Below are 24,788 nucleotides of genomic sequence, written 5' to 3'. Positions count from 1 at the left end.
CTAAAACCTCCTTTTGCAAAGCAACTATTATGCACTATTTTTTTCTTTCTCATTATTTGTTAAAGTCATAAAACGTTGGGCAGACGTATCTAAAGCTCGACATGCTATTGATTGTACTTGATGCGTTGCCGCATCTGCTTTTTCAGTCAGATCTTTTATTAAAGCTTCCAAATGCTTTATTTTTTCTTCTAAATATTTAATATTCTGTTCTTTTAGCGTTAATATTCCGTCATATTCTTTTTGCTTTAACTGACTGGCAAAATCATATTGTTGTGACATTTGAAGATGCAGTTTTTCTTCCGCACTCTTTATTTTTTCTTCTATAATCACCGGAAACTGCTCAACTTGTATTTTTAAAGACTGATAAATTTCTTCTTTTGCTACTAAATCAGCCTCACGTTTTAGTAAACTATTCTGTAAATCAGCTAATTCTTTCTCGGCAATTACTTTTTTATGATTATACTCATCCATTTCTTTGCGACGATTTAATTCCAAGCTATACGCATAGTCTTCTTCTTCACGTTTTCTTGTTTTCTCTAATTCTTCTTTTTGTTCTTTATAATCTTTCTCGAGTTGTTCTCTTTGTTGTTGCCAATTAGATTTCTGCGTTAACATCTCTTGTTCAAAAGTCTGTTTGGTTTTATCCGTCTCTAACTTAAATTGTTCTTTTTGTTCCGCTTGCGTTTGTAGTAAAACCGACAATGTATGTACTGTCTCTTTAATTTGATATAATTCCTGAAGATGCTTTTGTTCTAACGTAATAGCTTCACGTAAAGTAGCAAGCTTCTGAAACTCATCAAGCAATTGCTCTGATAAATTATCAATCTGTTTAATGGTTTTTGATTTCAAAACACCAAGGTCTGTTAAAATTGTATCGGCAGAATTATTTGAGGCTTTCACTACAACCGCACTTTTTTCTTCCTGTTGCTTCCGGTCTTGAGGCGTTGTTATTTGTTTCTCATTAAATTTTGCTAATACCGCATTATAAGCTGATAAAATTTGCTCCTTGGTACTCTTAGGAGAAACTTCTAAAAATTCTTGTTTTTTCATGGCTCTTTAAAATTATTAGTTACATAATAAAATATAATAGAATATTTACCCTAGTTATACTGATCTTGCAACAAAAAAGAGGACAGATTAAAGAGAGGCGTTTTTAATTTTTTTATAGTTTAACTCGTACTCATTTGGAGTTTTATAATTCAAAGTAGAATGCCGTCTTTTTTGGTTATAAAAAGTATAAATATAAGTAAATATATCAAGATCTACGCTACAGGATCATAAGTCCTTAGGATATTCTCAGTATACTAGCCTTCTACTTAAGTGTTCTTAAGTATCTTATAGTTATTAACTAAAGACAATACCAAGATACAAGGATATTATCCGTTTCACAGCGTGTCCCCTAATAGAGCCGCATCCTAAATTTATAGTTGTTAAATCTATTTTAAAAAGTTTTTCAAAAATTTTACTATTAAATGTAAAAAAATCTTTACGTTGTTCTTCTTTACAGTATGAAACGATAAATTTCGCATTATTCGATATAAACTCTACACTTTTAAGCTCGTTCAAAGCTTCTATTAATAATTCTTGACTATGAAGTTTATAATATAATCTTACAGACATAAAAGGTTCATAAGTGGAAGTACAAACTATAGTTTTATGGTTTTCATTATCTAAAATTGCTGTCATAGTTTTAGTTTATATTTAATCAAATTTAGTAAGCTGATCAATTTGATATTGTAGGAACACTTCCTTACCGTAAAAAGTCATGGCAATTTTGATAATTTTCTGAACATGAGTATATTCTTTTATTTTGACGTCATATTGCTTATTATTAATTTGTTCAAGTCCTGCTTTAGCAATGGTTTCTAAATTCTCTTCCTTAGATGCTATTTTATATTCTATAATAATTGCGTTATTATTCTTACCTGCTTTAGGAATTAAAACTATATCTGCTCTACCACTACCTGTTTCTTTTTCGCTATCTATTATATGGCTTACTGTTAGCATATTTATTAAACCTAACATAAAACCACTATAAAATACTTCAGCTTTTGTTTCGCCAGTTTGGTAAAAGCTAGTTGCACCCCGTAGTAATCTTTGTAGCCCTTCTTTAAATTCCTCTATTTGACAGTTAGCCAGTAAACCAATGAAAGAATAATATCTAGAACTATCAATTTTTAACTTATCAGTGACCCACCTCAGTACTCTTGTTTCGTATATATATTTTACCTCTTTATTAGGCACAGATAATTCATATATATTCTTTTCCGATTCTTTAACAACTGGATTCAAATATCCACTAAATAATAACAAGCTAAATAACCCTATAGGTTTATCTATATCGGAAAAACTTATTTGTTTAGTAATAGGAGACACTATACTCTTGCCGACAGCTAATTGTTGTAGATCTATTTGTATTTCATCCGATAATAACGCTTTATCTATAAGCGAAGTGCCGCCGCTATCGAGCCAGTAATGATCCAGCTGACCTTCGCTAGATAAGCATAGCATTATTGACCATGGATTATAGATTACCTCTCCACCGAAATTATAACCGTTATACCAATCCTTGATATGATCAGGAGTAGTTTTTGTCGGCACTTTTGTTAGTAATTCATCAACTTCTTCTTGTATAAAACCATAGAATTTAGAAAATTGCTTATCTAGTAAAGTATATTCACGGACATTATTCAAATCCGAAAATAAATTAGCCTTAGCTATACGTAATATTCCAGTTATGACTCCTTTTTCTAAATAAGGATTGCTCTTTAAACTACTGCCAAGCATACCACGGAATAATTTTAATACATTATCAAACTCTTCTGATTTATTACCAAATTCTAAGTAAGAACTATTGATCGGAGTATCATACTCGTCGATCAATATATATACTTTCTGGTTAAAATGTTTGAAAAGTAATTCACTTAAAAAACGTAAACTATCTTTTATATCTTCTATTGTAAGCTCTCCAGTAAAATATCTCTCTAACTGTTTTTTTTGTACACTATCCAGTAAACCATTATCACTTATGACATAATATTTCTTTAAATAGCGGTGATTACTAAATAACTTTACTATCTGCTTCTCTATTCCATTCTCAATTTCCTTAAAATTACTACCTTTAACGTCTTTTAAATTCAGTAATATTACAGGATAATTACCTTGCTGAGCCATGGCATATTTTTGATTACTAATCTTCAGAGGCTTTAGTATCTTTTTGCCTTTAATGCCTAAATCAATTTCTCCACCTATAAAAAGTTTACGATTTACCTTATCTTCTTTAGGTAAGACCGCACCATTTTGATCTATTTCTATTTCAAAAAACTTCTGAAGCATATTCATATTTAGGCTTTTGCCCCAGCGCCTTGGTCTAGTAATTAAGATTACCTTGCCATTATCTTCCAATAATTCTTGAATCATTAAACTTTTATCAACAAATACATCACTATTAACTACTAAATCATAGAATTCATCCGTGCCTACAATCATTCTAGGTAACTTATTACCTTGCATAAATTTAATCTTTTTATTTTTGGATCAATATTAGAAGATACAACTAATTATCATTTTAATAATATTGTTATTTGTAATTATACACTCAAAACTTAAATTTAGCAAATTACTGCTTTTTAGGAGGAAAAAGATTTTAGAGAAATTACAAAAAAATATATCTTAAGAAGAATTGTAAAAATCTCTGAGTACATGCATTTAACCTTACGAATACCTTGAAACCTTTGATGAAATATTCTTATTTATTACTTAACTTCTTTCATGGATAAGATCATAATCCAGGCAAAAATCAATTAATTGACAAATTGATTTTCTATTAAGCCCAGTTACTCTAGAAATAGTTTTTATTCTATTACGTTTTCTTAACATCATTTTTATTAGTTCTGCTTTACCTTCTTTTATATATTTTTGTGCAATTGTTCTCAAGATACTCCTTAAGAAATTCTTGAGTTGCTAAGGGTTCAATTAGAAGCTTTTTAAATAAAGCTACAGAAGGATTACATTCTAGTGGCATATAGTGTAATAATTTTATTATTAATAATAGTAGGCTATAAAATATAATAGAAATAGATAATTTACTTTATACAAATTGAATTATCTATTTTTGGTTAAGTAATAAGTTTTGTTAAATTTCTAACGTAAGGACATCGTATCAATTTTGTTATTTATTAATTGATAACGTTTTTTAAGCCTTTTATCTCCTAAATCTGCAGTATACATTTGGATTCCGTTAATTTGCGCACAAATGATAAATCAAAAACCTTATCAATTTTTCGTAAAATATGATTCTGCGGTATAACCTTTCCTATATCCACACAGTAGAATAATTGAGGCTGATATATTTTAAACCCTTGCAGGCCTTACTCTTTCTAGAATCTTAAAAGCATTATACAACATCAACTACCTAAATTCTACTACCTTCCTACCTTTTTCAATAGTCCCCATCTATTTTTTTTGAACGACACACATAGTTGGAAACTTACTTAACGTTATTATGAGGTCTTATTGCTAAGCTTTATAACTAAAATTACTTTATTTTAGTTGACTTATTTCTATATGTTTATAAAGTTTAATTTATTAATGCGGTTTAAACTATAGGGGAATTTATGTGGGAACAATTAGCAGCAGCTATAAATGCAAAAAACATAACAGAAGCACAAAATTTAATCACATCTATAAATCAGAGTGAGTTAAGTAAGGTTGATAGAGATGGCAATACAGTACTAATGTTAGCAGGTAAGAATGCCTCATGTGGGATTACTAAGAATAATTCGGTTCATTGGAATGGCTTAGAAAAAGTAAGTGAATTATTGATATCTAAAATGAGTAACCTGGCTATTAATGTTGTTGCTAAAGATGGTTATACAGCATTAACTTGGGCAGCTTCTGCAGGATGGATAAAAATATGTGAGCCATTAATTTTTAGAATGAGTGAGCAAACTATTAGTGCCATTGCAACAAATGGTAATACAACACTAATATTCGCTAGTATGAATGGCTTAGAGAAAATATGTGAGCTATTGCTACCTAAAATGAATGATCAATCTATTAACTCTGTGGGTTCACAAGGTTTTACAGCTTTAACTCCAGCTGCTTCGAGAGGGTCAGAGAAAATATTTGAGCTGTTGTTACCTAAAATGAATAGTGAGGCTATTAATTTTGTTTCTAACAATGGGTATACGAATTTAACTTGGGCAGCCGCTAAAGGATCAGAAAAAATATGTGAGCTATTAATACCTAAAATGAATGAAAAAGCTATTAATGTTATTGCTGAAGATGGTTATACAGCATTAATGAGAGCCGCACATACAGGTTCAAATAAAATATGTGAGTTGTTAATACCTCGAATGAGTGAGCAGGCTATTAGTGCTATTAATTATAACAGTGAGACAGCATTAATTTTAGCAGCTAGTAAGGGCAAGTACTCGGAAAAAATATGCGAGTTATTAATACCTCGAATGAGTGAAAAAGCTATAAACCATGTTAATAAAGACGGTAATACAGCGTTAATTTTGGCTGTTGGTGCAGGTGATGGTGTAGGTTTGGAAAGAATATGCGAGCTGTTAATACCTCGAATGAGTGAACAGTCTATTAATTGCCTTGGCAAAGCAGGTTATACTGCTATGGATATAGCAATTTCAAAAGGTTATATTAGAATAATACCCATTATAAAGCCTCCTCAAGAATACGAAAATAAGGAATTTACAAGTAATAAAGATAAAGGGAACACCAAACCTGAAATTTCAATTAATCCTAGTAGCATTACTGAAGAAGAAATTATTAAAGAATTGCCTAACAAAATAATTGAAATTTCTAAATTTCAGCAACTAATTTTTGCAATTAAATCCGAGGATACAAAAAGTGCAGCAAGATTAATTATTCAAATGACAGAAAAGGAATTAAATGAAGTTGATAAAGAAGGTAGAACTGTCTTACATTGGGCTATTGAGAAGTGTAATGAAAAAATAGTGGCGATCCTACTAAAGAAGAATCCGAGTTTAATCAGTGTTGAAGATCACAATAATAATAAGCCACTAATATTAGCTGAACTACTAAGTCTTACTAAAGATTCTGATTACTCAAAAATTATTGAATTGCTGAAGAATATCACAGGTGGCTCTTTAGGTGTACATGAGCATGAGAGTTATTGGCATGAATATAGCAAAGTAGCTATGGATAAAATATTAGAACTTCGATTAGAAGCTACTGGTATAGAAAAAGAAAATTTTAAAATAATGAGTCCTAATTATGTATGGGATGGATATGAAAATACAGCTGAAAAATTGAGTAAAGAAATCCTAACTGATCTATTGAAAGTATCAAAACAGGTTCTAATATTTTTAAACTTACATAATAAGCATTGGGTAGGAATATCAATAAATAAAACCGATAAGGAAATAAAAATAAATTATCTAGATTCTGAACAAAATAAAGTACCCGTTTTACTTAAAAATGCTTTAACAGAAAAAATAGCTACTGCATATCCTAATTGCGAGGTTATTTTATCTGAAAAAGTCTTAGAATTACAAAAATCTAATAATTGCGGTTCCGAAGTAGTTGAAAATCTTGTTTTTGAGGCAACAGGTCATAGAGTAGATCAAGAAAGTGCTATAGTAATGCATTCTTTATTATATGAAGATTCTTTATTAGGTGAAAATGGAAATTTAATAACTTTTTAACCATCAAAAAATATATAAAACTCTTGATAAACTTAAAATTTCAGATAACAATGATTTTGTATTCAAAAAACACCAATTTTGTAAATTACCACTATAGCCTCCATCTGCAAAAAATCTTTCAATTGATGGATATTTATTCTTTGCTACAAGCAAGCTTTCTTTAGCACCGTCTCTATCTTGTATACTTGCTGAATGTACATTAACAGCTAGTAATAAACCATTTGCATCTGTTACTATATGACGCTTTATTCCTTTTATCTTTTTACCGGCATCATACCCTTTTACTTCACTTCTTTGCGTATTCTTAATTGATTGCGAATCAATTATTCCAATTCTCGGACTTGCTTTTTTTCCCCATTGATTCTCGGCATCTTGAAACAAGTTCTTCATTTATCTTTTGCCATAATCCTCTACGATTCCATTTATTATAATATTCATTAACTATTTTATAATTTGGATATTCTTTTGGTAAATATTGCCACTGACACCCTGTACGGCTCTGATAAAATATTGCATTTACTATTGATCTTCTATCTATTTTTATTTTCCTTCCTTTCTTCTTATAGGCAAAATATTCTTTTATTATTTCCCACTCTTCATCCCCTAATTCACTTGGATAGCTCATAATTCTTTTGCTTTTTTGCTACCTTGTATAACATTTCTTCTTCTATTTTTCTACTATTTATTCTTTAATTTTTATTTACTGATAGGCTCTTAGAGAAATTGATTGTTTATATCATTTATCTTTAGGAAATAGTATGAAAGAGATAGGAAGAATTTTAAACCTATCTCCTAGAACTGTAGAACATCACCTTAATAAGGTTAAACAAAAAACAGGCTTATTATATAAATCACAATTAATTGGTGAATTTCTTAAAAATGCTTCTCCTTCACTTTTTAAATAATGAATAACATTTATAATTAGGACGAGTAAATTTATGGCTAGTTTAATTGAAATTAATGCATCTGCTTATCAATATTATTTGTATACTCAAGAGAGATTATTACAAATACATAATCATCTACAGAATTTAGGAATTCCATTTATGGCATATGGAAAGATTTTTAAAAATGGTACATATTTACCGCTTATAACTAATACTGCAGCAGAATTCCTACAAATATATTTTTCCACTATAAAGAACAACGGGTTTACTTATACTAATATAATTAATCAAACAACTAATGCAAAATGTAATTACGTATTTTTTTCAAATGATATAAATTGTTTTGACAAAAGAAAAGATCCAATTATGTACCTTATGTATGATTTTAACCTTTGGAAGAACATATTAATGATATATAAACTTACTAATTTAGAGTTTATAGAATGTTATATGTTTGGTGTAGAAGGTAATACGGCTCAAGCTACTAATTTTTATTTAAATAATATGCCTTTATTAGAACATGGAATAGATTACTTTAATTGCAAAGCCAAAGATCTTATTGATACTAGTGATAAAAAAAAATTAGCTTACTTTAAACAAAAACTTAATTTCAATATAGTAGAACAAGAAGAATTAATTTTACAACAATCTAAACAATTCGCCTTAAATACTAAATTTAATAATAATAGTAAACTCTCTCTTAGAGAAATTGATTGTTTATATCATTTATCTTTAGGAAATAGTATGAAAGAGATAGGAAGAATTTTAAACCTATCTCCTAGAACCGTAGAACATCACCTTAATAATGTTAAACAAAAAACAGGGTTGTTATATAAATCTCAATTAGTTAGTGAATTTCTTAAAAACGCTCCTGCATCACTTTTTAAATAATAATTTTGTTTTATGTTTTCTAGATTTTTCTTTCATAACAATTCTCCTCTGCATTCCTAAAAAGAATTACACGCTATCACTTTACTTTACGAAATCCCATAATTTTTACCTATTTTTTAAATTACTATTTAATTATTTATTCTTTTTTTCATATAACCTATTTTATTAGCAGTGTTTATTCCTTATTTTTACCAAAAGCTTATTAAAGTTTATTTTTACAAACCTAGTAATTTTTACGGATGTTTTTAAATTATTTATTTTGCTATTCTCCTTAATGAAGACTTAAGGATTATAAAAAATTAATACAAACGCTTTATATTAAGATTAGTAGAACTGATAAAGAAAAAATCAAATAGAAGCACAAAAGTTAATAGCGGAAATAGAATATAATTAAAACAAAAATTTAATATTTAGGAAGGTAAATATGGGACAAGTAGCTAGCTCAATAGCACACCATGGGATGAAACATGGAGTAAATCAAACTATAAATCATTCAACACAGCATCTAAACAATTCAGTACGACCTGTAAGTCAAGCAAATCGTGTTATGAAGCATACGTCAAAGCACGCATCACATAGAGCCGCTGATACACAACAACATACTCCTTCGCCTAATGCTAATTTAAATCCTAACAGTGCTAATACTACCGCTACAAATATTAATGATAGAATTGCTGATTTTAATATTGACTTGCAAATAAAAGAATCTCCGCAAAAAAATATTATTAATTTTGAGGCTAAAAAAATAGATGATGAGCAAGCCATTAAAATTGCTCAAAATTTAAAAACAAATAAAATTTTAACTCAGCTTTATCTTCATAATAATGAAATAGGAGATAAAGGAGCAATAGCAATAGCAGAAGCTTTACAAATAAATAATACCCTTAAAGTGCTCGACCTTATGAATAATAAAATAGGAGATGAGGGGCTGAAAGCAATTGTTAAAGCTTTAATACAAAATACTACTCTTACTTCTCTTGAGCTTATGGGTAACAATATAAGCCCAGAAGGCATAAAATCAATAATAGAAGATTTAAACAAAAATACTCATATTACTTATTGTAACCTTTCTATAAATCAGCCGCCTAAAGTTCAAGAAATTTTGCAAAGAAATCGTATATTAGAAGAAGAAAACAATAAAAAAGCAATTGAGTTAAATAGTGAAGGTGATAGTTTAAGAGATCAAGGTGAATATAAAAAAGCAATAGAAAAATATAGTGCAGCCATAGAGTTAAATAGTAAGCCTTTATATATTACTAATCACGAAAAGGCAAAAAAGAAATATGAAGAACAACAAAAACAAAAGTTAATAAATGTTTTAAAAGATAAGGACTTAATACAACAAGCTAATGAGTTAGAGAACGGAGGCACTACCCTTAATTTTAACTTTCAAAATCTAAATGAGGAACAAATAAACTTTATTGCAAAGAATATAAAACTCATTGCAAATAATATAAAAATTAGTACTACACTGACTAGTATTAGCCTTTCAGGTAATCAAATAAGTGAAGAAAATTTAACGCTAATTATTGAAGCTTTAGAAATAAATAATACTATAGTCAGGGCTGACTTGAGAGGAGCTAATCTACAGGATAAAGAAGCAAGATTAATTGCTGAAGTTTTAAAAGTAAATCTTAATTTAACTCATCTTTATATTAGCGAAAATAATATAGGAGCTATAGGAATAAAAGCAATAAGTGACGCTTTAAAAATAAATCCTACCACATGTATGGACCTCCCCAATAATGCAAGAAAAAAATAATATTTAATAGTCAACAAGCAAATGCAGTCATGTATTCGGCTTATAATTGATAAATTACTTTAAATTTATCACTTTAAATTTATCAATTAGCCCTGATGGAATTCGCTACCTACTAACTTTTACTTATCACTTTTCCGGCTTCATTAGAGCCTGTGCGGTAATCAGTTTTTTTGTAGGTTAAGGTTTGTCTTATTTACCATCAATATTATTATCTCACGCATATTTCAGGTTGGAATATATTAGTCTCTATTTTAGAGTAATACTTATTAATATTTTATTTACTAAATTTTGTTAACTTATCAGTTACAAACTTTAGTTTCATTATAATCATTGCCGGTGCGTAATACTGCAAATACTACTCGTGCTAATTTATTCGCTATTGCAACAGTAGTTTTATTATGCCCACATCGTTCTAATAAATTAAACATCCATTTAGTAAATTTACTAAAATCTTTTTTATTTTTTTGTGCTTCAGTTGTAAACCTTAGCTTAGCATTTAATACCGCTCTTGCTCCTTGAATTAATAAAGTACGTAAATAAGTATCACCTCTCTTGCTTATACTAAGTAACCTTTCTTTACCTCCACTCGAATATTGTTTTGGTACTAAACCAAGCCAAGTTGATAATTGTCTACCATTACTAAAATTTTTTGCATTACCTATCGAAGCTATTAATGCTGTAGCAGTAATTAAACCTATACCGGGTATAGCTGTTAATCGTTTATATTCTTCTAACTCACCTGCTAGTATTTTTAATCTTTTTTCTAACTCTATTATTTTTTTATCATTATCTACAAATTCTTCTTTCAACTCGCTAAACGTTTGATAACTAAGACGGCTTAAAGTTTCACTATCTAAAATCTCTGTTAATTTACTGATAACTTTATTTATCCCTTGTGGAATAATTAAGCCAAATTCATACAATAATCCTCTAATCTCATTAGCTAGTGCAGTACGATTTCTTACTAGCCTTGCTCTTATTCTATGAATTGATAAAATATCCTGCTGCTCTACACTTTTGATTGGTACAAATCTCATATTTGGTCTCGCTACTGCTTCGCATATTGCTTCTGCATCAGCTTGGTCGTTCTTATTAGTTTTAACATATGGTTTTACAAATTGTGGTGCTATCAATTTAACCTCATGTCCTAATTTTGTTATTTCTCTTCCCCAATAATTAGCTCCGCCGCATGCCTCCATTCCTACTAAACATTTTGGTAAATTAGCTATAAAGCTTAATACTTGATCCCTAATCAATTTTTTCTTTAATATTGTCTTGCCGTTTTTATCTACTCCATGTATTTGAAAAATTCTTTTTGCAATATCTATGCCAATTGTGTTAACTTCCATTTGGACCTCCTTATTGTTGTCTAGGATTAATTTCCTATTCTAGAACTATAACTACTGTTATTGATTCTGTATATAGGGAGGTCCATTCCATTACTTTTGTATCTTGACCTTCACAATAATAAGATGGGGGATGAAGGAGCAAGATTAATAGCTGAACTCCTGAAAACAAATACTAGTTTAATATATCTTGATCTCGCAATGAATAATATAAGCAATGAAGGAGCGAGAGCAGTTATTGAGGCTCTGCAAAAAAATATTAATATTACAGATTTAGATTTAGGAGAAAATAATATAGATCATGAAAACACAGAAATAATTGAAGGTTATCTACAAAGAAATAAAAGCTTCAGAGAGGAGCAAAATATATTTCAAACAATAGTAGAAGATATAAATACTAAAATAGTTGATAGTAAAACTATTAATGATAATGATAAACCAATGATGCAAGATATAATAAAAAATGTAGCATATAAAGGTGAAGCTCTAATATATAAGGCCGGCATAGAACAAATAACAAATTATATGCAGGAACTTTTAAGTAAAAGTAAAATTACTAAAGGAAATATTATAGATTTAGCAGATCAGCTTAATGAAGTGATAGACTACCAAAATATAAATTATGATGCAATTATATTGGGTGTGGATAGTGCATTTATGTAAATTGGAGTAATATAAAAATTTTTAACTGTAGCGAAAAATATGAAAGAATTAATAGAGTTTTTGGAAAAAGAAAAATTTATTAGAGATGCTGAGCATCTTAAAAAGAATAATGTAGAGCTTTCTTTAGAGACAATTTATTTTGCCATTTTAGGAATTTAGAAGAACGAGGTAAAATCTTTTCATTACTGTCCCAATAATTTCCGGTTACCTCTGGCTGAATAGGTATTTTAGATTCTAATTCTTCAAATTTTCCCCAAGGTGTTTTACCTTCTAAAGCTGAATGCAATCTTTTATGGTTATAAAAATATTCTCATTCAGCTAAGAGCTTGGTCAATTCAAGCTTAGAGTCTTTTAAATTTAAAAGATTGTAAAATTCTACTTTATCCGTTTGCTGTGACCGCTCTACTTTTCTATTCAAGTGGGGGCTTCTAGGTTTAATAGGTCTAAATTTTATAAAATGCTGCATTAATTCTTCTTGAAAGACATAATTAAAATTTTACGGATTTTGGTTACATCAATTTGTACTCTATCGGTAGTGTTTAAAAAACTGTGTCAAACTGAAAAAAAGTATTTAGAATAAATAAAAAATACAGATAAAAAAAGGTTTGACAATGACAGAAGAAAGAAAATTAGAAAGGATAGAGCAGCAAGTAAAAGTGCTGCCATCGATACAAAACGGAGCATTAGAAGAAATAATAAAAGGTATATATCAAGGGAAGCCATTACTTGGGAATCAAGGTTTACTTACAAACTTGGTAAAAGATTTAACCAAAGTAGCATTACAAGGAGAGATGTCTGCTCATCTTCAGGAGAATAGCTTAGAAGAAGGCGGGAACAGGCGTAATGGAATAAGCAGTAAGAGAATTCGAAGCGGTAGCGGTTCATTTGATTTAGAAGTACCAAGGGATCGCAATTCGAGTTTTGAACCGCAAATCATTAAGAAGCGTCAAACAATATTAAACGAAGAATTAGATAATAAGATATTAGCCCTTTATGGTTTAGGCACAAGCTATGATGATATTACCGCTCATTTACAGGAAATATATGGAGTAGACGTATCAACAAGTACCATTGCAGCGATAACAGATAGGTTATTACCGCAAATAACCGAGTGGCGTAATAGACCGCTTGAATCTGTTTATCCAATATTATTTTTAGATGCAATGTTTTTTAAAGCAAGGCAGGACGGTAAGGTAAGTACTAAAGTGTTATATAATGTAATGGGTATAAACGAATTTGGACATAAGGATATATTGGGGTTTTATAGCTGTGAAAGCGAAGCATCGCACTTTTGGTTATCAGTATTAAATGATTTAAAAGCAAGAGGAGTAAAGGATATTTTGATTGCCTGTGTTGATGGATTAAAGGGTTTTCCTGAGGCAATAAATGCTTGTTTTCCTGAGGCTGAAGTACAACTTTGTGTTATACATCAAATTCGTAATTCTTTAAGGTATGTAGCAAGTAAGAACCAAAAAGAATTTATGGCTGATTTAAAGACAATTTACAAAGCGGAAACAAAGGATTTAGCTGAATATAACTTGTTAAGATTGGATGAAAAATGGGGCAATAAATACCCAATGGTAATAAAATCTTGGCAACAAAATTGGGGAAATTTATCTACTTATTTTAAGTATTCTAGCGACATCAGGAGGCTAATTTATACGACTAATGTAGTGGAAGGATTCCATAGGCAGATACGAAAATATACCAAAACCAAGGGAGCTTTTACTTCAGAAAATGCTTTATTTAAGCTAGTTTTTTGTGCTATAAAACAGATAACTGCTAAATGGAGTCAGCCTCTGCAAAACTGGGCTTTGACTATATCACAACTCGATATTTTCTTCCCGGATAGACTAAATTTTAAACAGTGACTTTTTTACTATGACACAGTTAAAAAAATACTCTCACTCTATCGCCTGGAATTGGTCTATTATACCTTTTATAATCATCACGTTTTCTATATCTCTTTATTGCTGGTATATTATGCTTTTTTAAAAGTTGCCAAATAGTAGATGGTGATAAGTTAATATTATGGTTGCGTACTAGTGTAATATTTATGCTTCTGGCGTAAACTTATTACGCGGACCTAAAGTTCTTCTATATCTGCAGTAACCTTTAACTTACCTAGCTTATTTGGTCTTTGTGACTTATCTGTTAAACCTTCTAATCCTTGCGTTTTATACCTTGTGATCCAACGATATAGGGTTATAACCTAGGAATACCACAACGTCTTGCGGTTTTACTAATTGAACCTAATTGTTCATATGTTTGTATCCAAGTAGTACGAGCTTTAATTTTACGAAGTTTACTGATCATTGTTTTGTATTATGTGGATTTGATGGATAACTTTTCAAGTTACCCACAATTCCACATAATCTACTACATCCTCTCTTTTTTTAAAATTATTTTTTGTAGCGTTTCTATTGATACTTCACAATTTAAAAGAGTATTTTATGCAAATATGCTAATATTTGTAGGATTAATGCAACCAAGTATTCTAAAGATCAAATATTAACTTCAGAACTTTTAGTGGAAAATATAAATATTTTTAATGATGTTGATCCCTCTAATCCTCTTCATTCTTTTTTCATATACTACAAAATTTCCTATTGACTTTTAATTGAAAAATTATAATTCTTTTTAGTACAAGTTTTCCTTTCTATAATTTAACTTAAGATTTATAAAAGAATAAGTGCTGTACTCATTAATATATGCCAAAAATAAGTTTAAAATAATGTATTCCAATTTTTTTAAATTTTTATCTGAAGTACAAAGGATTAAATTTCCCACTATTATCTCTATTGCTATTGGTTATTTTGTTATAGGGTTATTACTTTTTAACTATTATGATCAAAAAATAACAAATACAAAATCTTTATTTTTAGATAACAATTATAAGTTAATATTAGAAACTAGTTTAAATAAACTTCAAACATTAACTTTTAAATTAAATACTAATTTAAAAACTTCTCATATCTCTTTAAATAATAATTATATTAAAATTTGTGAAAATGAAAAATGTATAAATTATAGGTTACATAAATTTCAATCATTATTAGAGCAATCTATACCTAACTTTAATAATTTCAAAATAGAACTAAATAACAGTTTACTTTATTCAAACTCTATTTCTGAAAATTACGAAATAGAGAAAATATATTATTTAAATCAAGATAATAAATTATTAATAAGTACTAGTATCGATAATAATTACTGGAAACAAGTAGTAAAAGACATAATGAAACCTTTTTGGTTTATGATCGCTTTCTTATCGTTTAGTTTTATTGTTCTATGCTATTTATACAGTGCTTTACTAAAGAAGTATGATAGAGAGTATAAAGGTAAATATGATATTGCAGTTAAAAATCATGAAACTGCGATTAAAAATTTTGAAAAACTATGGATGATAAAGCTTTGGGATCGTGATTTAAGTAAAACACAAGATGCTGAGATTAACTATTTGTTTAGGCAAGAAGCAGCTAAGGTAATGTTTTTAAGTGAAAATAATTTGCTTAATAAAAAGGATAACGTTATAAGTTTTAAAAAGCAGTATTTGCAAGAAAAATTACATTGCTCTATCGCTTTATATAATCCGCTTACTCAGGAAGAAGTTAATGTACAAAAGTTAACTAAAATTTTTATTGGTAGGTTTGAAAAAGAAGATGAGAATATTTCCTTTAGCATATTATGTCTTGAAAAACAAGTACACTTTTCTTCTATAGCAGCATTTTATCAAATTATATATAGTATAATAAGTTATCTCTTCTTTCTCCTCAAAAAGCAATTTTCTACCGGTAAACATAATATCAATTTAGTTATAACTAATATGGTAGGTAAGTTGGTGTTTAACTTTAGCTATAGCGGTGTACCTATAGAAAAGGAAAAAGACTTATTTCAAATATCAAACGAATTTGCAAGAACACATCCTAATCCTTTTATATTAAGTATAGAACAAGTATTTAAGCTACTAAAGTTACACGGTTTTAATTATAAAGTAGGTTATGATAAATCAAATATTATAGAAATAAGCGAGAAAACAATGAAAAAAAATAAAGTAGAAAAGTATAACGGAGATAATCTCATATATTTAGCTGACTGGGATAAACAAGAATAAAAAAATATAATGAATTATTTATAATTACCTCCCATAATAATAAGAAAATTAAGCTCTTTCTTGATTAGTTGATTAAAATTATTTGACATTAAATATAAAATGTATTAACAGCTAACTAATTAATTAATAATAATTTCAAGAGAAAGAAATGAGAAAATTTTTATTATTACTTCTAGTATTTATTACACCTCTCAATCTATTTGCCCAACCTAAAGCAAACAACATTGTTGCACCGGTAAGTTATTTTATTAACCATGTCCAGCAATTAAATCAAATTAAGACTAATTTAGATAAATATAGGCAAACAAGTATTGTGGGCATTAGCGGCATGGGTAAAACACAGCTTGCTAGAATGTATGCTTATGAAAATAAAGATGAGTATAATTTAATTTGGTTTATTGATTGTAATTTAAATATTAACGATGAATTTTTAAAACTTGCAAAAGCAATTAATAAAGCAGAAGAACAGCCTATAATATCTGAAGAAGCCTCAACTGTAAAAAAAGAATTAATCGAATATTTAGGACAAAATGATAAGTGGTTATTAGTATTTGATAATCTGAAAGCAGGTGAGAACAAAAAGATAGAAGAATTTATTAATTGGGAGCATAACGGTAATGTCATATTTTGTTCACAGGATAGCGAATTATTACCTTATATAGTAAAGGTTACACCTTTTAAAAGACAGGAAACCGTTGAACTTGCTAACGCTATTTTAGAAGAAAAGGATAATAGCTTAATAGAATTCCTTGTGCAGGAGTTTAAAGGCTATCCGGTATTAATAGTACAAGGAGCTCAAATATTAAATAATGTTCCTGGCTTAAAGAAAGAAGAATATAAAAATAAAATACAAAAATCTAATGACAAAATAAACTTAAATATATCGTTAGTAACCGAGCAATTAGAACTATCTGCCAAGCAGCTTCTAAATAAAATAGCTTTGTTAAATACGCAAAGCTTTTCAAAAGATCTACTTGATATTATTACCGATAACAAAAGCACTCTTGATGATGATATTTTCCAATTATCAAAATTTGCCTTAATAACAAATATAGACTCTAGTGAGGATAATCCTGTTTTTGAAATGCATGACGTTATTGCTTTGAAAATATTAGAACAAAATAGTGTAAATAATAGTAAATATTTAGAAGATTTAGTTACTAAGTTTTTAGAGGCTAAACCGAAAAGCTTATTAAAAGGTTTTATGTATAGAAACGCTAAAACTGTACCTGAGAATATTGAAATAATGCTAAAAAATGCTGATAAATATAATTTAAATTTATACAAATTGACGGAATTAAAATTACAACAATTAGTACAATGTGATAATTATTACGATTTAGATGGTGGAAAAAAATTGGTTAATTGGTTTGAGGATAATGATAACAAAGGAAAATATAAATTATGGTTAATGAATAGTGAGGAAAAGAGAGTATATGCCGGTTATTTAAATATGATAGGATGGTATTATAGCAAATCTGCTAATTATAAAAAAGCCATAGAATATTTTATTAAATCTAAAGAAGCATATAATGATATTAAAGGTTATGAAACATATAAAGTTAATGTAATTTATGGGTTAACACTTGCATATATTTCAGTAGGTAATGTGCAGGAAGCTCAAGAAAATATTAAAATTATTGAAAAAAAATTAGATGATAAATTAGTTGATAGTTCTGATCAAACAATATTGTTTCACTCTAAAGCAAGATTATTTTTAATAGAGGGAAAATATAATGAAGCGTTGGATCAAATTAATCAATCTATTCAAGCTGCTATTTTAAATGGATTATCTCCTGATGCGTTACTTCTTACAGGAGATTATTTGGTAAAAGTTGAAGCATTAAATACTTTGGAACATTATAAAGATTCTTTAACACAAATAGAGCAAGTATATAATATGCAAAAGCGTGTTAAAAAGGAAACAAACCAAATATTTGGCAGAATATATACCCAAAAAGCATGGGCTTTATTTGGTTTAGGTGAAAAAAACCAAGCTTTGGAATATATAAATAAGTCAATAGAAATTTTTAAAAATAATGATAAAAATTTTGCAGAAGGGCAAATGCCTATTGTAACTAACCCTAGGATAGCTCATGCATATGTTGTACAAGGGGATATATTAGCTGCTATGTATCAGCTTGAAAATGCTCTAGAAAGTTATATGAAAGCTCAAAGTATATATTTTAATTTATATAGAAAAAATCGTAAGAACGTTGCACAAGTAAGTGATTTAAATCTTAAAGGAGCAAAAGTTGCTTGCACGAACAAAGACACACTTATGTATAAAGCTTTTGGCGAGTCGCAAGTTATGGAATTCGGTTTAAAAAACCCTAATACAATTGAAATGTTTAAGTATTGTGACGCACATGATATGCATTTAACCAAGAGAAGAGCGTATATAGAAAGTAAAACTAATCAATAGAAAATTACTATAGTTAGTAAATCATAATAATATACTAAAATGCATTCTACATGTGGTTATCAATTAAATATTCTGCAAAATGTTTTTGAACTTCTAATGACTTACCTTTAAATGCACAGTCATAAACTTCTTGTACAATAGAACTAATTTTATGCATAGATAAACGTACATTTTTCTCTAAAATAATATTTGCAATAAGAGTTGTAACTTCAGCAAATAGCTTTATTTGATTAGGTTCTAAAATATCTAATTGAACTTCTTTTTCATCAGAAATTAAGGATTCTACTTTAACGTTTAAAGCTTTTGCAAGTTGTTGAATAGTTAAAATACCTGGATTTTTGGAATTACCGTTTAGTATGCTAGTAACAGTATTCCTGCTTAATCCCGTGGCTTTTTCAATATCCGTAGCACTTATCTTCCTTTGAGTCATAATCTTATTAATTTTAGTCTTTAAATTTGTCATAAAAATAAATAACCTGTTGACTTGTTTATATATAAACAATATATTTTATATATAAAGTAAAAATATAAACAAGCCTCTTTATATTTTTACAAAATAATAATAACCTTAACAGTGCAAACTTAACAAACTATAAAAAAACCGATAAATATTTCACCGACCAAAGTTAATATATTTACCGGTTTAATGTAATGTGGATAAGACATAGTACGATTTATGAACATATCAAAATGCTTTAAAAAAGGCAAGATTATAATTATACCAAAATATACCTTAGGTATAAGTATATTTTGTTTTAAAACAATACAATCTTCATTCAAGTACTCTACTAGCTTTATCCCATATAATATTACCTTATTATTTTGCATCATGCTTTTTAGTTAGTTTTTCTTCTAGATCATACCAAAAGTCTAGAGATTAACAGATCATGCTTTAGGTAACTTAGGCTCTTACTTAAGGCATACCTAAAGCACCAAAGAAATATAATATTAAGTAAATACACGGAGAATATTTTTATGAATTCATTAGAAACAAGAATATTAGGTTTTGGAAAAAATACAGATATAAATTTTCAAAACATTTTAAACCAAATAGAAGAAATAAAAAAACTAATAGGTGAGATTCCTCCAAATGCAAAGCTTATTAGAGAATATAATGATGAAGACGATGAAGATGATTTTGATGATGGAATATGGATAGAATTTCCTTTTACCGGAAAAAAATAAATTCGCATTTTTTTATTCTTTATCTAAGCTCTTTCTGAATGAATAACATAAAATTAACTAGAAATCATAAGTTTATTATGTATAGGTAATTTCTTAGAATATTTTGATTTATTATTATATATTTATACAGCTTCATTTTTAAATGAAATTTTTTTCTCAAAAACTAATTTTAAGCTTGTAGAAGTTTATCTAGCTATAGTAATTAGTTCGATATATTTAGTTAAACCTTTAGGTGTTTTATTGTCTAATAAAATAAAGGATAGATTAGGTATTAAATCATTTTATGATATCAGAACAATTGCTATAATTGCTTCATGTATGACGATTGTAATTTTACTTTCATACGATGAAATAGGAATAAAAGCAACTTTTAATAATAACAATATGCTATATTTTACAAGGTATATTTGGAATAGGACAAACTATAGAAGCAGAATTATTTTTATCAGAAATGATACCATTACCGTTTAGTAATAAAATTGTAGCATTAATGCTAATTTTCGGCATGTTTGGCGGTATATTTGTTTTAGCAATAATTTCTTTTGCAAATTATTTTCTTCCTGATTGGTGTGTAATTTTTTTGTTAGGAGCAATGATTGCTTTTATCGGAAGACCGGCAAGAATTAAATTAAGAGAAATACGAAACGTTTTAAATATGGTTTCTAAACAACGATTAGAAATTACGGAAATAGAAAAAAAAGTAAAACAATACGATAATTCCCAAGCAGTACATAATTTACTAAAAAATAATATAGTTAATAAGAAAACCTCTATAGCTTATTTTTTAATTGAATGGGCTACTCCATTATGGTTTTATATAATTTATATTTATAGCGGGAATATTCTAAAGAATCTATTTAGCTATACTTTTAAGCGAATAATATTTCATAATTTGATTATTAGTATAATTGAGTTTCTAGGTGTGGTAATAATTACTTGTTTAGCTAATAGGATAAAGCCTCTAAGATTATTGCAAATAAAGCTAATTATATTTAGCATTTTTATTCCAATTTTTTGTGTTGGATCAAATTATATTTCAACCCCTTACGAGCTAGCAGTTTTTCAAATATTTATTTGTTTATTAGCTCCTACATCGTTTCCTGCATTTGCTATATTTTACGGAAGCTTTTCGGTTTTTCAGCGTTATAAGCAAATTAATTTGATCTTTAATTTAGCTAGAACTTTAATGTATATAATTGCTTTTTTTGGTAGTATTATTGCGACTAATTATTGGAGCAGCCTAGGTTTATTACTAATTATTTTTCCGGTACTTTTAGGGTATAAATATGGACTTTATTATTTTAAGAGATTAGAAATAACAAATAATAATATATAAAATTTTTGACAAAAATTGACAAGCACCCTCGAATTCTTAAAATAAAGTATGTTTTGAAAAGGAGTAATTTGCTAAATTTAAGTTTAAATTATATATTTATAAATAGCAAAATGATTTATAATAACTACTTAATAATAAAAAAAGATTAGGTTTATGCAAGGTAATAAGTTACCTAGAATGAGGACTGGAACAGACGATTTTAAGACCTTATTGCTAAATAGCGATATATTTGTTGATAAGAGCTTAATGATCAATGAATTACTGGAGGATAGTGGAGAGGTAATTTTGATTACCAGACCAAGACGCTGGGGCAAAAGCCTAAATATGAGTATGCTTCAGAAGTTTTTTGAAATTGAAGCCGATGAGAATGGAGTCGTTTTATTTGAAGAGGATAAAGTAAATCATAAGCTTTTTATTGGCGGTGAGGTTGATTTAGGAATTAAAGGAAACAAAATATTAAAGCCTTTGAAAATTAGCAATGAAAAATATGCTATGGATCAACAAGGTCAATTTCCTGTAATACTACTTAATTTAAAAGATGTTAAAGGTAGTAGTTATCAAGAAATTGAGAAAGGAATAGAAAAACAGATAATAAACTTATTCATTAATCAGCGTTATTTAAAAAAGTATTATATCATAAACGATAATGATTTATTAGATAATGTACAAAAAAAACAGTTAGAGAGATATTTTAATGGAGAACTTACACTAGAAGATATAAAAGATGGTTTACGTTTTTTATGTGAGTTACTATTCAAGCACTTTAACCAAAAAGTGTATATTCTAATTGATGAATATGATACGCCAATTAATAGTGCTTATGTAGAATTTGGTAATAAACAAGAAGAGTTTAATAATGTATTAAAACTATTTCGTGGTATTCTTGGTAGCAGCCTAAAGAGTAATCCTTATTTAGAAAAAGGAGTTATAACAGGAATACTCCGTGTAGCTAAAGCTAATTTATTCTCAGATTTGAATAATGTTCGTGAATATACATTACTTGATAAGCCATTTTCTAAATTCTATGGTTTTACACAAAAAGAAGTTGATGAGCTATTGACAAAAGTCCCTACAAAGACAGAACCGGAAAAAATCAAGGATTGGTATAACGGTTATAATTTTGGCGGTGAAATAATCTATAATCCATGGTCAATAATGCTTTGCTTATCTAGCGAAGGAACACTTGATCATTATTGGCTAGATAGCGGTGGTACAGGGCTTATTGATAAAGTGTTATTGTCAGATGAAATACAGGAAGATTTACAGCAGTTATTAGAAGGAAAGGGAATAACTAAGAAATTATATAAGCAAATATCTTTTGAAGAAATAGAGAACGATAAAAATACATTTTATAGTTTATTAGTATTTGCAGGTTACTTAAATCCTATCTTAACAAATAATGATAATGAAGAACCTAGCTACCTTTTAACAATTCCGAATCGAGAAATAAGAGGAATTTATGTTGCAAGAGTAATAAAATGGGTATCTAGAAAATTAAATATTGATGTTAGCGATTATGATAGTTTCATCAATTTGTTAGTAGAAGGTAAAATAGACAATTTTAAGATAAGATTTCAAGAATATTTATTAAACTCAACTAGTTATCACGATCTAATCAATGAGAAAGATTATCATAATTTAATAGGCGGGATAATATCGCCTCTTGCGTCTAGGTACATGATAGAATCAAATAGGGAATCAGGTTATGGAAGATGTGATCATATATTAATATCTCGGTTTAACCTAGGGACTAATGCGATTATTATAGAATATAAAATAGCAAAAAAAGAGGAAGATTTGGAGTTGGTTGCAGAATCAGGGCTTGCTCAAATTAACAATCTACAATACGATACTAAAATAAAAGAACATAGCCATGTTCAGAAAGTTATCAAAATTGCTATGGCTTTTTGTGGTAAAGAAGTAGCTTTGCAATATCAAATTGATGGTGTATCTTTTAATTAGATAGAAGCTAACTTAGTCATTATGGCTTTCTATTAGTTTAGTATTTATTCTAATAGAATAAGAAGAATCTTGCCCAAGGTGTTTTTTTGCTAATTCTAAAGATCTGTGGTAGTGTTTAAAAAACTGTGTCAAACTGAAAAAAAGTATTTAGAATAAATAAAAAATACAGATAAAAAAAGGTTTGACAATGACAGAAGAAAGAAAATTAGAAAGGATAGAGCAGCAAGTAAAAGTGCTGCCATCGATACAAAACGGAGCATTAGAAGAAATAATAAAAGGTATATATCAAGGGAAGCCATTACTTGGGAATCAAGGTTTACTTACAAACTTGGTAAAAGATTTAACCAAAGTAGCATTACAAGGAGAGATGTCTGCTCATCTTCAGGAGAATAGCTTAGAAGAAGGCGGGAACAGGCGTAATGGAATAAGCAGTAAGAGAATTCGAAGCGGTAGCGGTTCATTTGATTTAGAAGTACCAAGGGATCGCAATTCGAGTTTTGAACCGCAAATCATTAAGAAGCGTCAAACAATATTAAACGAAGAATTAGATAATAAGATATTAGCCCTTTATGGTTTAGGCACAAGCTATGATGATATTACCGCTCATTTACAGGAAATATATGGAGTAGACGTATCAACAAGTACCATTGCAGCGATAACAGATAGGTTATTACCGCAAATAACCGAGTGGCGTAATAGACCGCTTGAATCTGTTTATCCAATATTATTTTTAGATGCAATGTTTTTTAAAGCAAGGCAGGACGGTAAGGTAAGTACTAAAGTGTTATATAATGTAATGGGTATAAACGAATTTGGACATAAGGATATATTGGGGTTTTATAGCTGTGAAAGCGAAGCATCGCACTTTTGGTTATCAGTATTAAATGATTTAAAAGCAAGAGGAGTAAAGGATATTTTGATTGCCTGTGTTGATGGATTAAAGGGTTTTCCTGAGGCAATAAATGCTTGTTTTCCTGAGGCTGAAGTACAACTTTGTGTTATACATCAAATTCGTAATTCTTTAAGGTATGTAGCAAGTAAGAACCAAAAAGAATTTATGGCTGATTTAAAGACAATTTACAAAGCGGAAACAAAGGATTTAGCTGAATATAACTTGTTAAGATTGGATGAAAAATGGGGCAATAAATACCCAATGGTAATAAAATCTTGGCAACAAAATTGGGGAAATTTATCTACTTATTTTAAGTATTCTAGCGACATCAGGAGGCTAATTTATACGACTAATGTAGTGGAAGGATTCCATAGGCAGATACGAAAATATACCAAAACCAAGGGAGCTTTTACTTCAGAAAATGCTTTATTTAAGCTAGTTTTTTGTGCTATAAAACAGATAACTGCTAAATGGAGTCAGCCTCTGCAAAACTGGGCTTTGACTATATCACAACTCGATATTTTCTTCCCGGATAGACTAAATTTTAAACAGTGACTTTTTTACTATGACACAGTTAAAAAAATACTCTCTGAATGGTATCCTAATAGTATCAAATCATAATTAATAGGCATTTTT

23 protein-coding genes are annotated in these 24,788 nt (G+C 28.7%); 12 read left to right on the top strand and 11 right to left on the bottom strand.

The window, feature by feature from the left end; genetic code table 11:
• Positions 1-27: 27 nt before the first annotated feature.
• From AAGD64_RS02280 to AAGD64_RS02265, 5 genes are all read right to left on the bottom strand, one after another.
• The gene (locus AAGD64_RS02280) at positions 28-1,050 is read right to left on the bottom strand and encodes a hypothetical protein (RefSeq protein ID WP_341793696.1); all 1,023 of its coding nucleotides are present in this window, start codon (positions 1,048-1,050) and stop codon (positions 28-30) included.
• 87 nt (positions 1,051-1,137) lie between these two features.
• The gene (locus tag AAGD64_RS10560; RefSeq protein ID WP_410526086.1) at positions 1,138-1,242 is read right to left on the bottom strand and encodes a hypothetical protein; all 105 of its coding nucleotides are present in this window, start codon (positions 1,240-1,242) and stop codon (positions 1,138-1,140) included.
• Positions 1,243-1,344: 102 nt separating this feature from the next.
• Positions 1,345-1,686, bottom strand: coding sequence for a hypothetical protein (locus AAGD64_RS02275; protein WP_341793695.1), 342 nt, complete (start codon positions 1,684-1,686; stop codon positions 1,345-1,347).
• A gap of 15 nt (positions 1,687-1,701) precedes the next feature.
• A complete protein-coding gene (locus tag AAGD64_RS02270) occupies positions 1,702-3,513 on the bottom strand; it encodes an AAA family ATPase (protein ID WP_341793693.1) in 1,812 nt (603 codons plus the stop codon).
• 246 nt (positions 3,514-3,759) lie between these two features.
• Positions 3,760-3,936, bottom strand: coding sequence for a hypothetical protein (locus AAGD64_RS02265; RefSeq protein ID WP_341793692.1), 177 nt, complete (start codon positions 3,934-3,936; stop codon positions 3,760-3,762).
• A 680-nt stretch (positions 3,937-4,616) separates the two neighbouring features.
• Here AAGD64_RS02265 and AAGD64_RS02260 point away from each other — a divergent pair.
• Positions 4,617-6,689: an ankyrin repeat domain-containing protein gene (locus AAGD64_RS02260; protein WP_341793691.1), complete on the top strand. Its 2,073-nt coding sequence runs from the start codon at positions 4,617-4,619 to the stop codon at positions 6,687-6,689.
• Between the two features lie 3 nt (positions 6,690-6,692).
• On the opposite strand, the gene AAGD64_RS02255 is transcribed toward AAGD64_RS02260, so the two are convergent.
• Together AAGD64_RS02255 and AAGD64_RS02250 are read right to left on the bottom strand one after the other, a co-directional pair.
• Positions 6,693-7,079, bottom strand: a complete 387-nt coding sequence (locus AAGD64_RS02255) for a transposase (protein WP_341793690.1) — start codon at positions 7,077-7,079, stop codon at positions 6,693-6,695.
• Entirely contained in the window at positions 7,009-7,314 is a 306-nt protein-coding gene (locus AAGD64_RS02250) for a transposase (RefSeq protein ID WP_341793689.1), read from the bottom strand. The genes AAGD64_RS02255 and AAGD64_RS02250 overlap by 71 nt, the downstream gene beginning before the upstream one ends.
• A gap of 133 nt (positions 7,315-7,447) precedes the next feature.
• On the opposite strand from AAGD64_RS02250, the gene AAGD64_RS02245 reads away from it, so the two are divergent.
• The 3 genes from AAGD64_RS02245 to AAGD64_RS02235 all read left to right on the top strand — a co-directional run bounded on the left by AAGD64_RS02245 (position 7,448) and on the right by AAGD64_RS02235 (position 10,229).
• Positions 7,448-7,594, top strand: coding sequence for a helix-turn-helix transcriptional regulator (locus AAGD64_RS02245; RefSeq protein WP_341793688.1), 147 nt, complete (start codon positions 7,448-7,450; stop codon positions 7,592-7,594).
• 33 nt (positions 7,595-7,627) lie between these two features.
• Positions 7,628-8,467, top strand: a complete 840-nt coding sequence (locus AAGD64_RS02240) for a helix-turn-helix transcriptional regulator (RefSeq protein ID WP_341793687.1) — start codon at positions 7,628-7,630, stop codon at positions 8,465-8,467.
• Between the two features lie 424 nt (positions 8,468-8,891).
• A complete protein-coding gene (locus AAGD64_RS02235; RefSeq protein ID WP_341793686.1) occupies positions 8,892-10,229 on the top strand; it encodes a hypothetical protein in 1,338 nt (445 codons plus the stop codon).
• Positions 10,230-10,528: 299 nt separating this feature from the next.
• Here AAGD64_RS02235 and AAGD64_RS02230 read toward each other — a convergent pair whose 3' ends face one another.
• Positions 10,529-11,578, bottom strand: coding sequence for an IS110 family transposase (locus tag AAGD64_RS02230; RefSeq protein WP_341792650.1), 1,050 nt, complete (start codon positions 11,576-11,578; stop codon positions 10,529-10,531).
• Positions 11,579-11,638: 60 nt separating this feature from the next.
• On the opposite strand from AAGD64_RS02230, the gene AAGD64_RS02225 reads away from it, so the two are divergent.
• Together AAGD64_RS02225 and AAGD64_RS02220 are read left to right on the top strand one after the other, a co-directional pair.
• Positions 11,639-12,238, top strand: coding sequence for a hypothetical protein (locus AAGD64_RS02225; protein WP_341793685.1), 600 nt, complete (start codon positions 11,639-11,641; stop codon positions 12,236-12,238).
• A 611-nt stretch (positions 12,239-12,849) separates the two neighbouring features.
• Positions 12,850-14,109 (top strand): IS256 family transposase, encoded by a 1,260-nt coding sequence (locus AAGD64_RS02220; protein ID WP_341793331.1) that lies wholly within the window; start codon positions 12,850-12,852, stop codon positions 14,107-14,109.
• Positions 14,110-14,324: 215 nt separating this feature from the next.
• Here AAGD64_RS02220 and AAGD64_RS10555 read toward each other — a convergent pair whose 3' ends face one another.
• Positions 14,325-14,429, bottom strand: a complete 105-nt coding sequence (locus AAGD64_RS10555; protein WP_410526085.1) for a hypothetical protein — start codon at positions 14,427-14,429, stop codon at positions 14,325-14,327.
• Between the two features lie 543 nt (positions 14,430-14,972).
• Here AAGD64_RS10555 and AAGD64_RS02215 point away from each other — a divergent pair.
• Positions 14,973-16,352, top strand: a complete 1,380-nt coding sequence (locus AAGD64_RS02215) for a hypothetical protein (RefSeq protein ID WP_341793684.1) — start codon at positions 14,973-14,975, stop codon at positions 16,350-16,352.
• A 148-nt stretch (positions 16,353-16,500) separates the two neighbouring features.
• Positions 16,501-18,777, top strand: a complete 2,277-nt coding sequence (locus AAGD64_RS02210) for a tetratricopeptide repeat protein (RefSeq protein WP_341793683.1) — start codon at positions 16,501-16,503, stop codon at positions 18,775-18,777.
• 46 nt (positions 18,778-18,823) lie between these two features.
• Here AAGD64_RS02210 and AAGD64_RS02205 read toward each other — a convergent pair whose 3' ends face one another.
• Together AAGD64_RS02205 and AAGD64_RS02200 are read right to left on the bottom strand one after the other, a co-directional pair.
• A complete protein-coding gene (locus AAGD64_RS02205) occupies positions 18,824-19,207 on the bottom strand; it encodes a helix-turn-helix transcriptional regulator (RefSeq protein ID WP_341793682.1) in 384 nt (127 codons plus the stop codon).
• A gap of 152 nt (positions 19,208-19,359) precedes the next feature.
• Positions 19,360-19,608, bottom strand: coding sequence for a hypothetical protein (locus AAGD64_RS02200; RefSeq protein WP_341793681.1), 249 nt, complete (start codon positions 19,606-19,608; stop codon positions 19,360-19,362).
• A gap of 144 nt (positions 19,609-19,752) precedes the next feature.
• Between AAGD64_RS02200 and AAGD64_RS02195 the strand changes: the two genes are divergently transcribed.
• The 4 genes from AAGD64_RS02195 to AAGD64_RS02180 all read left to right on the top strand — a co-directional run bounded on the left by AAGD64_RS02195 (position 19,753) and on the right by AAGD64_RS02180 (position 24,707).
• The gene (locus AAGD64_RS02195; protein WP_341793680.1) at positions 19,753-19,962 is read left to right on the top strand and encodes a hypothetical protein; all 210 of its coding nucleotides are present in this window, start codon (positions 19,753-19,755) and stop codon (positions 19,960-19,962) included.
• A 505-nt stretch (positions 19,963-20,467) separates the two neighbouring features.
• Complete coding sequence (locus AAGD64_RS02190) at positions 20,468-21,298, top strand: hypothetical protein (RefSeq protein WP_341793679.1); 831 nt, start codon at positions 20,468-20,470, stop codon at positions 21,296-21,298.
• Positions 21,299-21,451: 153 nt separating this feature from the next.
• Positions 21,452-23,260 carry an AAA family ATPase gene (locus AAGD64_RS02185; RefSeq protein WP_341793678.1) on the top strand — a complete coding sequence of 603 codons (1,809 nt, stop codon included), beginning with the start codon at positions 21,452-21,454 and terminating at the stop codon, positions 23,258-23,260.
• Positions 23,261-23,447: 187 nt separating this feature from the next.
• The gene (locus tag AAGD64_RS02180) at positions 23,448-24,707 is read left to right on the top strand and encodes an IS256 family transposase (RefSeq protein ID WP_341793331.1); all 1,260 of its coding nucleotides are present in this window, start codon (positions 23,448-23,450) and stop codon (positions 24,705-24,707) included.
• Positions 24,708-24,788 lie beyond the last annotated feature (81 nt).

Source organism: Rickettsia endosymbiont of Ceutorhynchus obstrictus (genome assembly GCF_964026565.1).
In the GTDB taxonomy this organism is placed as follows: domain Bacteria; phylum Pseudomonadota; class Alphaproteobacteria; order Rickettsiales; family Rickettsiaceae; genus Rickettsia.
This window is presented reverse-complemented; position numbering and strand designations above follow the sequence as displayed.

Bases quoted from the DNA above. Each gene is read 5' to 3' on its own strand.
- AAGD64_RS02280 (WP_341793696.1), bottom strand. From the start codon at position 1,050: ATGAAAAAACAAGAATTTTTAGAAGTTTCTCCTAAGAGTACCAAGGAG.
- AAGD64_RS02275 (WP_341793695.1), bottom strand. From the start codon at position 1,686: ATGACAGCAATTTTAGATAATGAAAACCATAAAACTATAGTTTGTACT.
- AAGD64_RS02270 (WP_341793693.1), bottom strand. From the start codon at position 3,513: ATGCAAGGTAATAAGTTACCTAGAATGATTGTAGGCACGGATGAATTC.
- AAGD64_RS02260 (WP_341793691.1), top strand. From the start codon at position 4,617: ATGTGGGAACAATTAGCAGCAGCTATAAATGCAAAAAACATAACAGAA.
- AAGD64_RS02255 (WP_341793690.1), bottom strand. From the start codon at position 7,079: ATGAAGAACTTGTTTCAAGATGCCGAGAATCAATGGGGAAAAAAAGCA.
- AAGD64_RS02250 (WP_341793689.1), bottom strand. From the start codon at position 7,314: ATGAGCTATCCAAGTGAATTAGGGGATGAAGAGTGGGAAATAATAAAA.
- AAGD64_RS02245 (WP_341793688.1), top strand. From the start codon at position 7,448: ATGAAAGAGATAGGAAGAATTTTAAACCTATCTCCTAGAACTGTAGAA.
- AAGD64_RS02240 (WP_341793687.1), top strand. From the start codon at position 7,628: ATGGCTAGTTTAATTGAAATTAATGCATCTGCTTATCAATATTATTTG.
- AAGD64_RS02235 (WP_341793686.1), top strand. From the start codon at position 8,892: ATGGGACAAGTAGCTAGCTCAATAGCACACCATGGGATGAAACATGGA.
- AAGD64_RS02230 (WP_341792650.1), bottom strand. From the start codon at position 11,578: ATGGAAGTTAACACAATTGGCATAGATATTGCAAAAAGAATTTTTCAA.
- AAGD64_RS02220 (WP_341793331.1), top strand. From the start codon at position 12,850: ATGACAGAAGAAAGAAAATTAGAAAGGATAGAGCAGCAAGTAAAAGTG.
- AAGD64_RS02215 (WP_341793684.1), top strand. From the start codon at position 14,973: ATGTATTCCAATTTTTTTAAATTTTTATCTGAAGTACAAAGGATTAAA.
- AAGD64_RS02210 (WP_341793683.1), top strand. From the start codon at position 16,501: ATGAGAAAATTTTTATTATTACTTCTAGTATTTATTACACCTCTCAAT.
- AAGD64_RS02205 (WP_341793682.1), bottom strand. From the start codon at position 19,207: ATGACTCAAAGGAAGATAAGTGCTACGGATATTGAAAAAGCCACGGGA.
- AAGD64_RS02200 (WP_341793681.1), bottom strand. From the start codon at position 19,608: ATGATGCAAAATAATAAGGTAATATTATATGGGATAAAGCTAGTAGAG.
- AAGD64_RS02195 (WP_341793680.1), top strand. From the start codon at position 19,753: ATGAATTCATTAGAAACAAGAATATTAGGTTTTGGAAAAAATACAGAT.
- AAGD64_RS02190 (WP_341793679.1), top strand. From the start codon at position 20,468: ATGTTTGGCGGTATATTTGTTTTAGCAATAATTTCTTTTGCAAATTAT.
- AAGD64_RS02185 (WP_341793678.1), top strand. From the start codon at position 21,452: ATGCAAGGTAATAAGTTACCTAGAATGAGGACTGGAACAGACGATTTT.
- AAGD64_RS02180 (WP_341793331.1), top strand. From the start codon at position 23,448: ATGACAGAAGAAAGAAAATTAGAAAGGATAGAGCAGCAAGTAAAAGTG.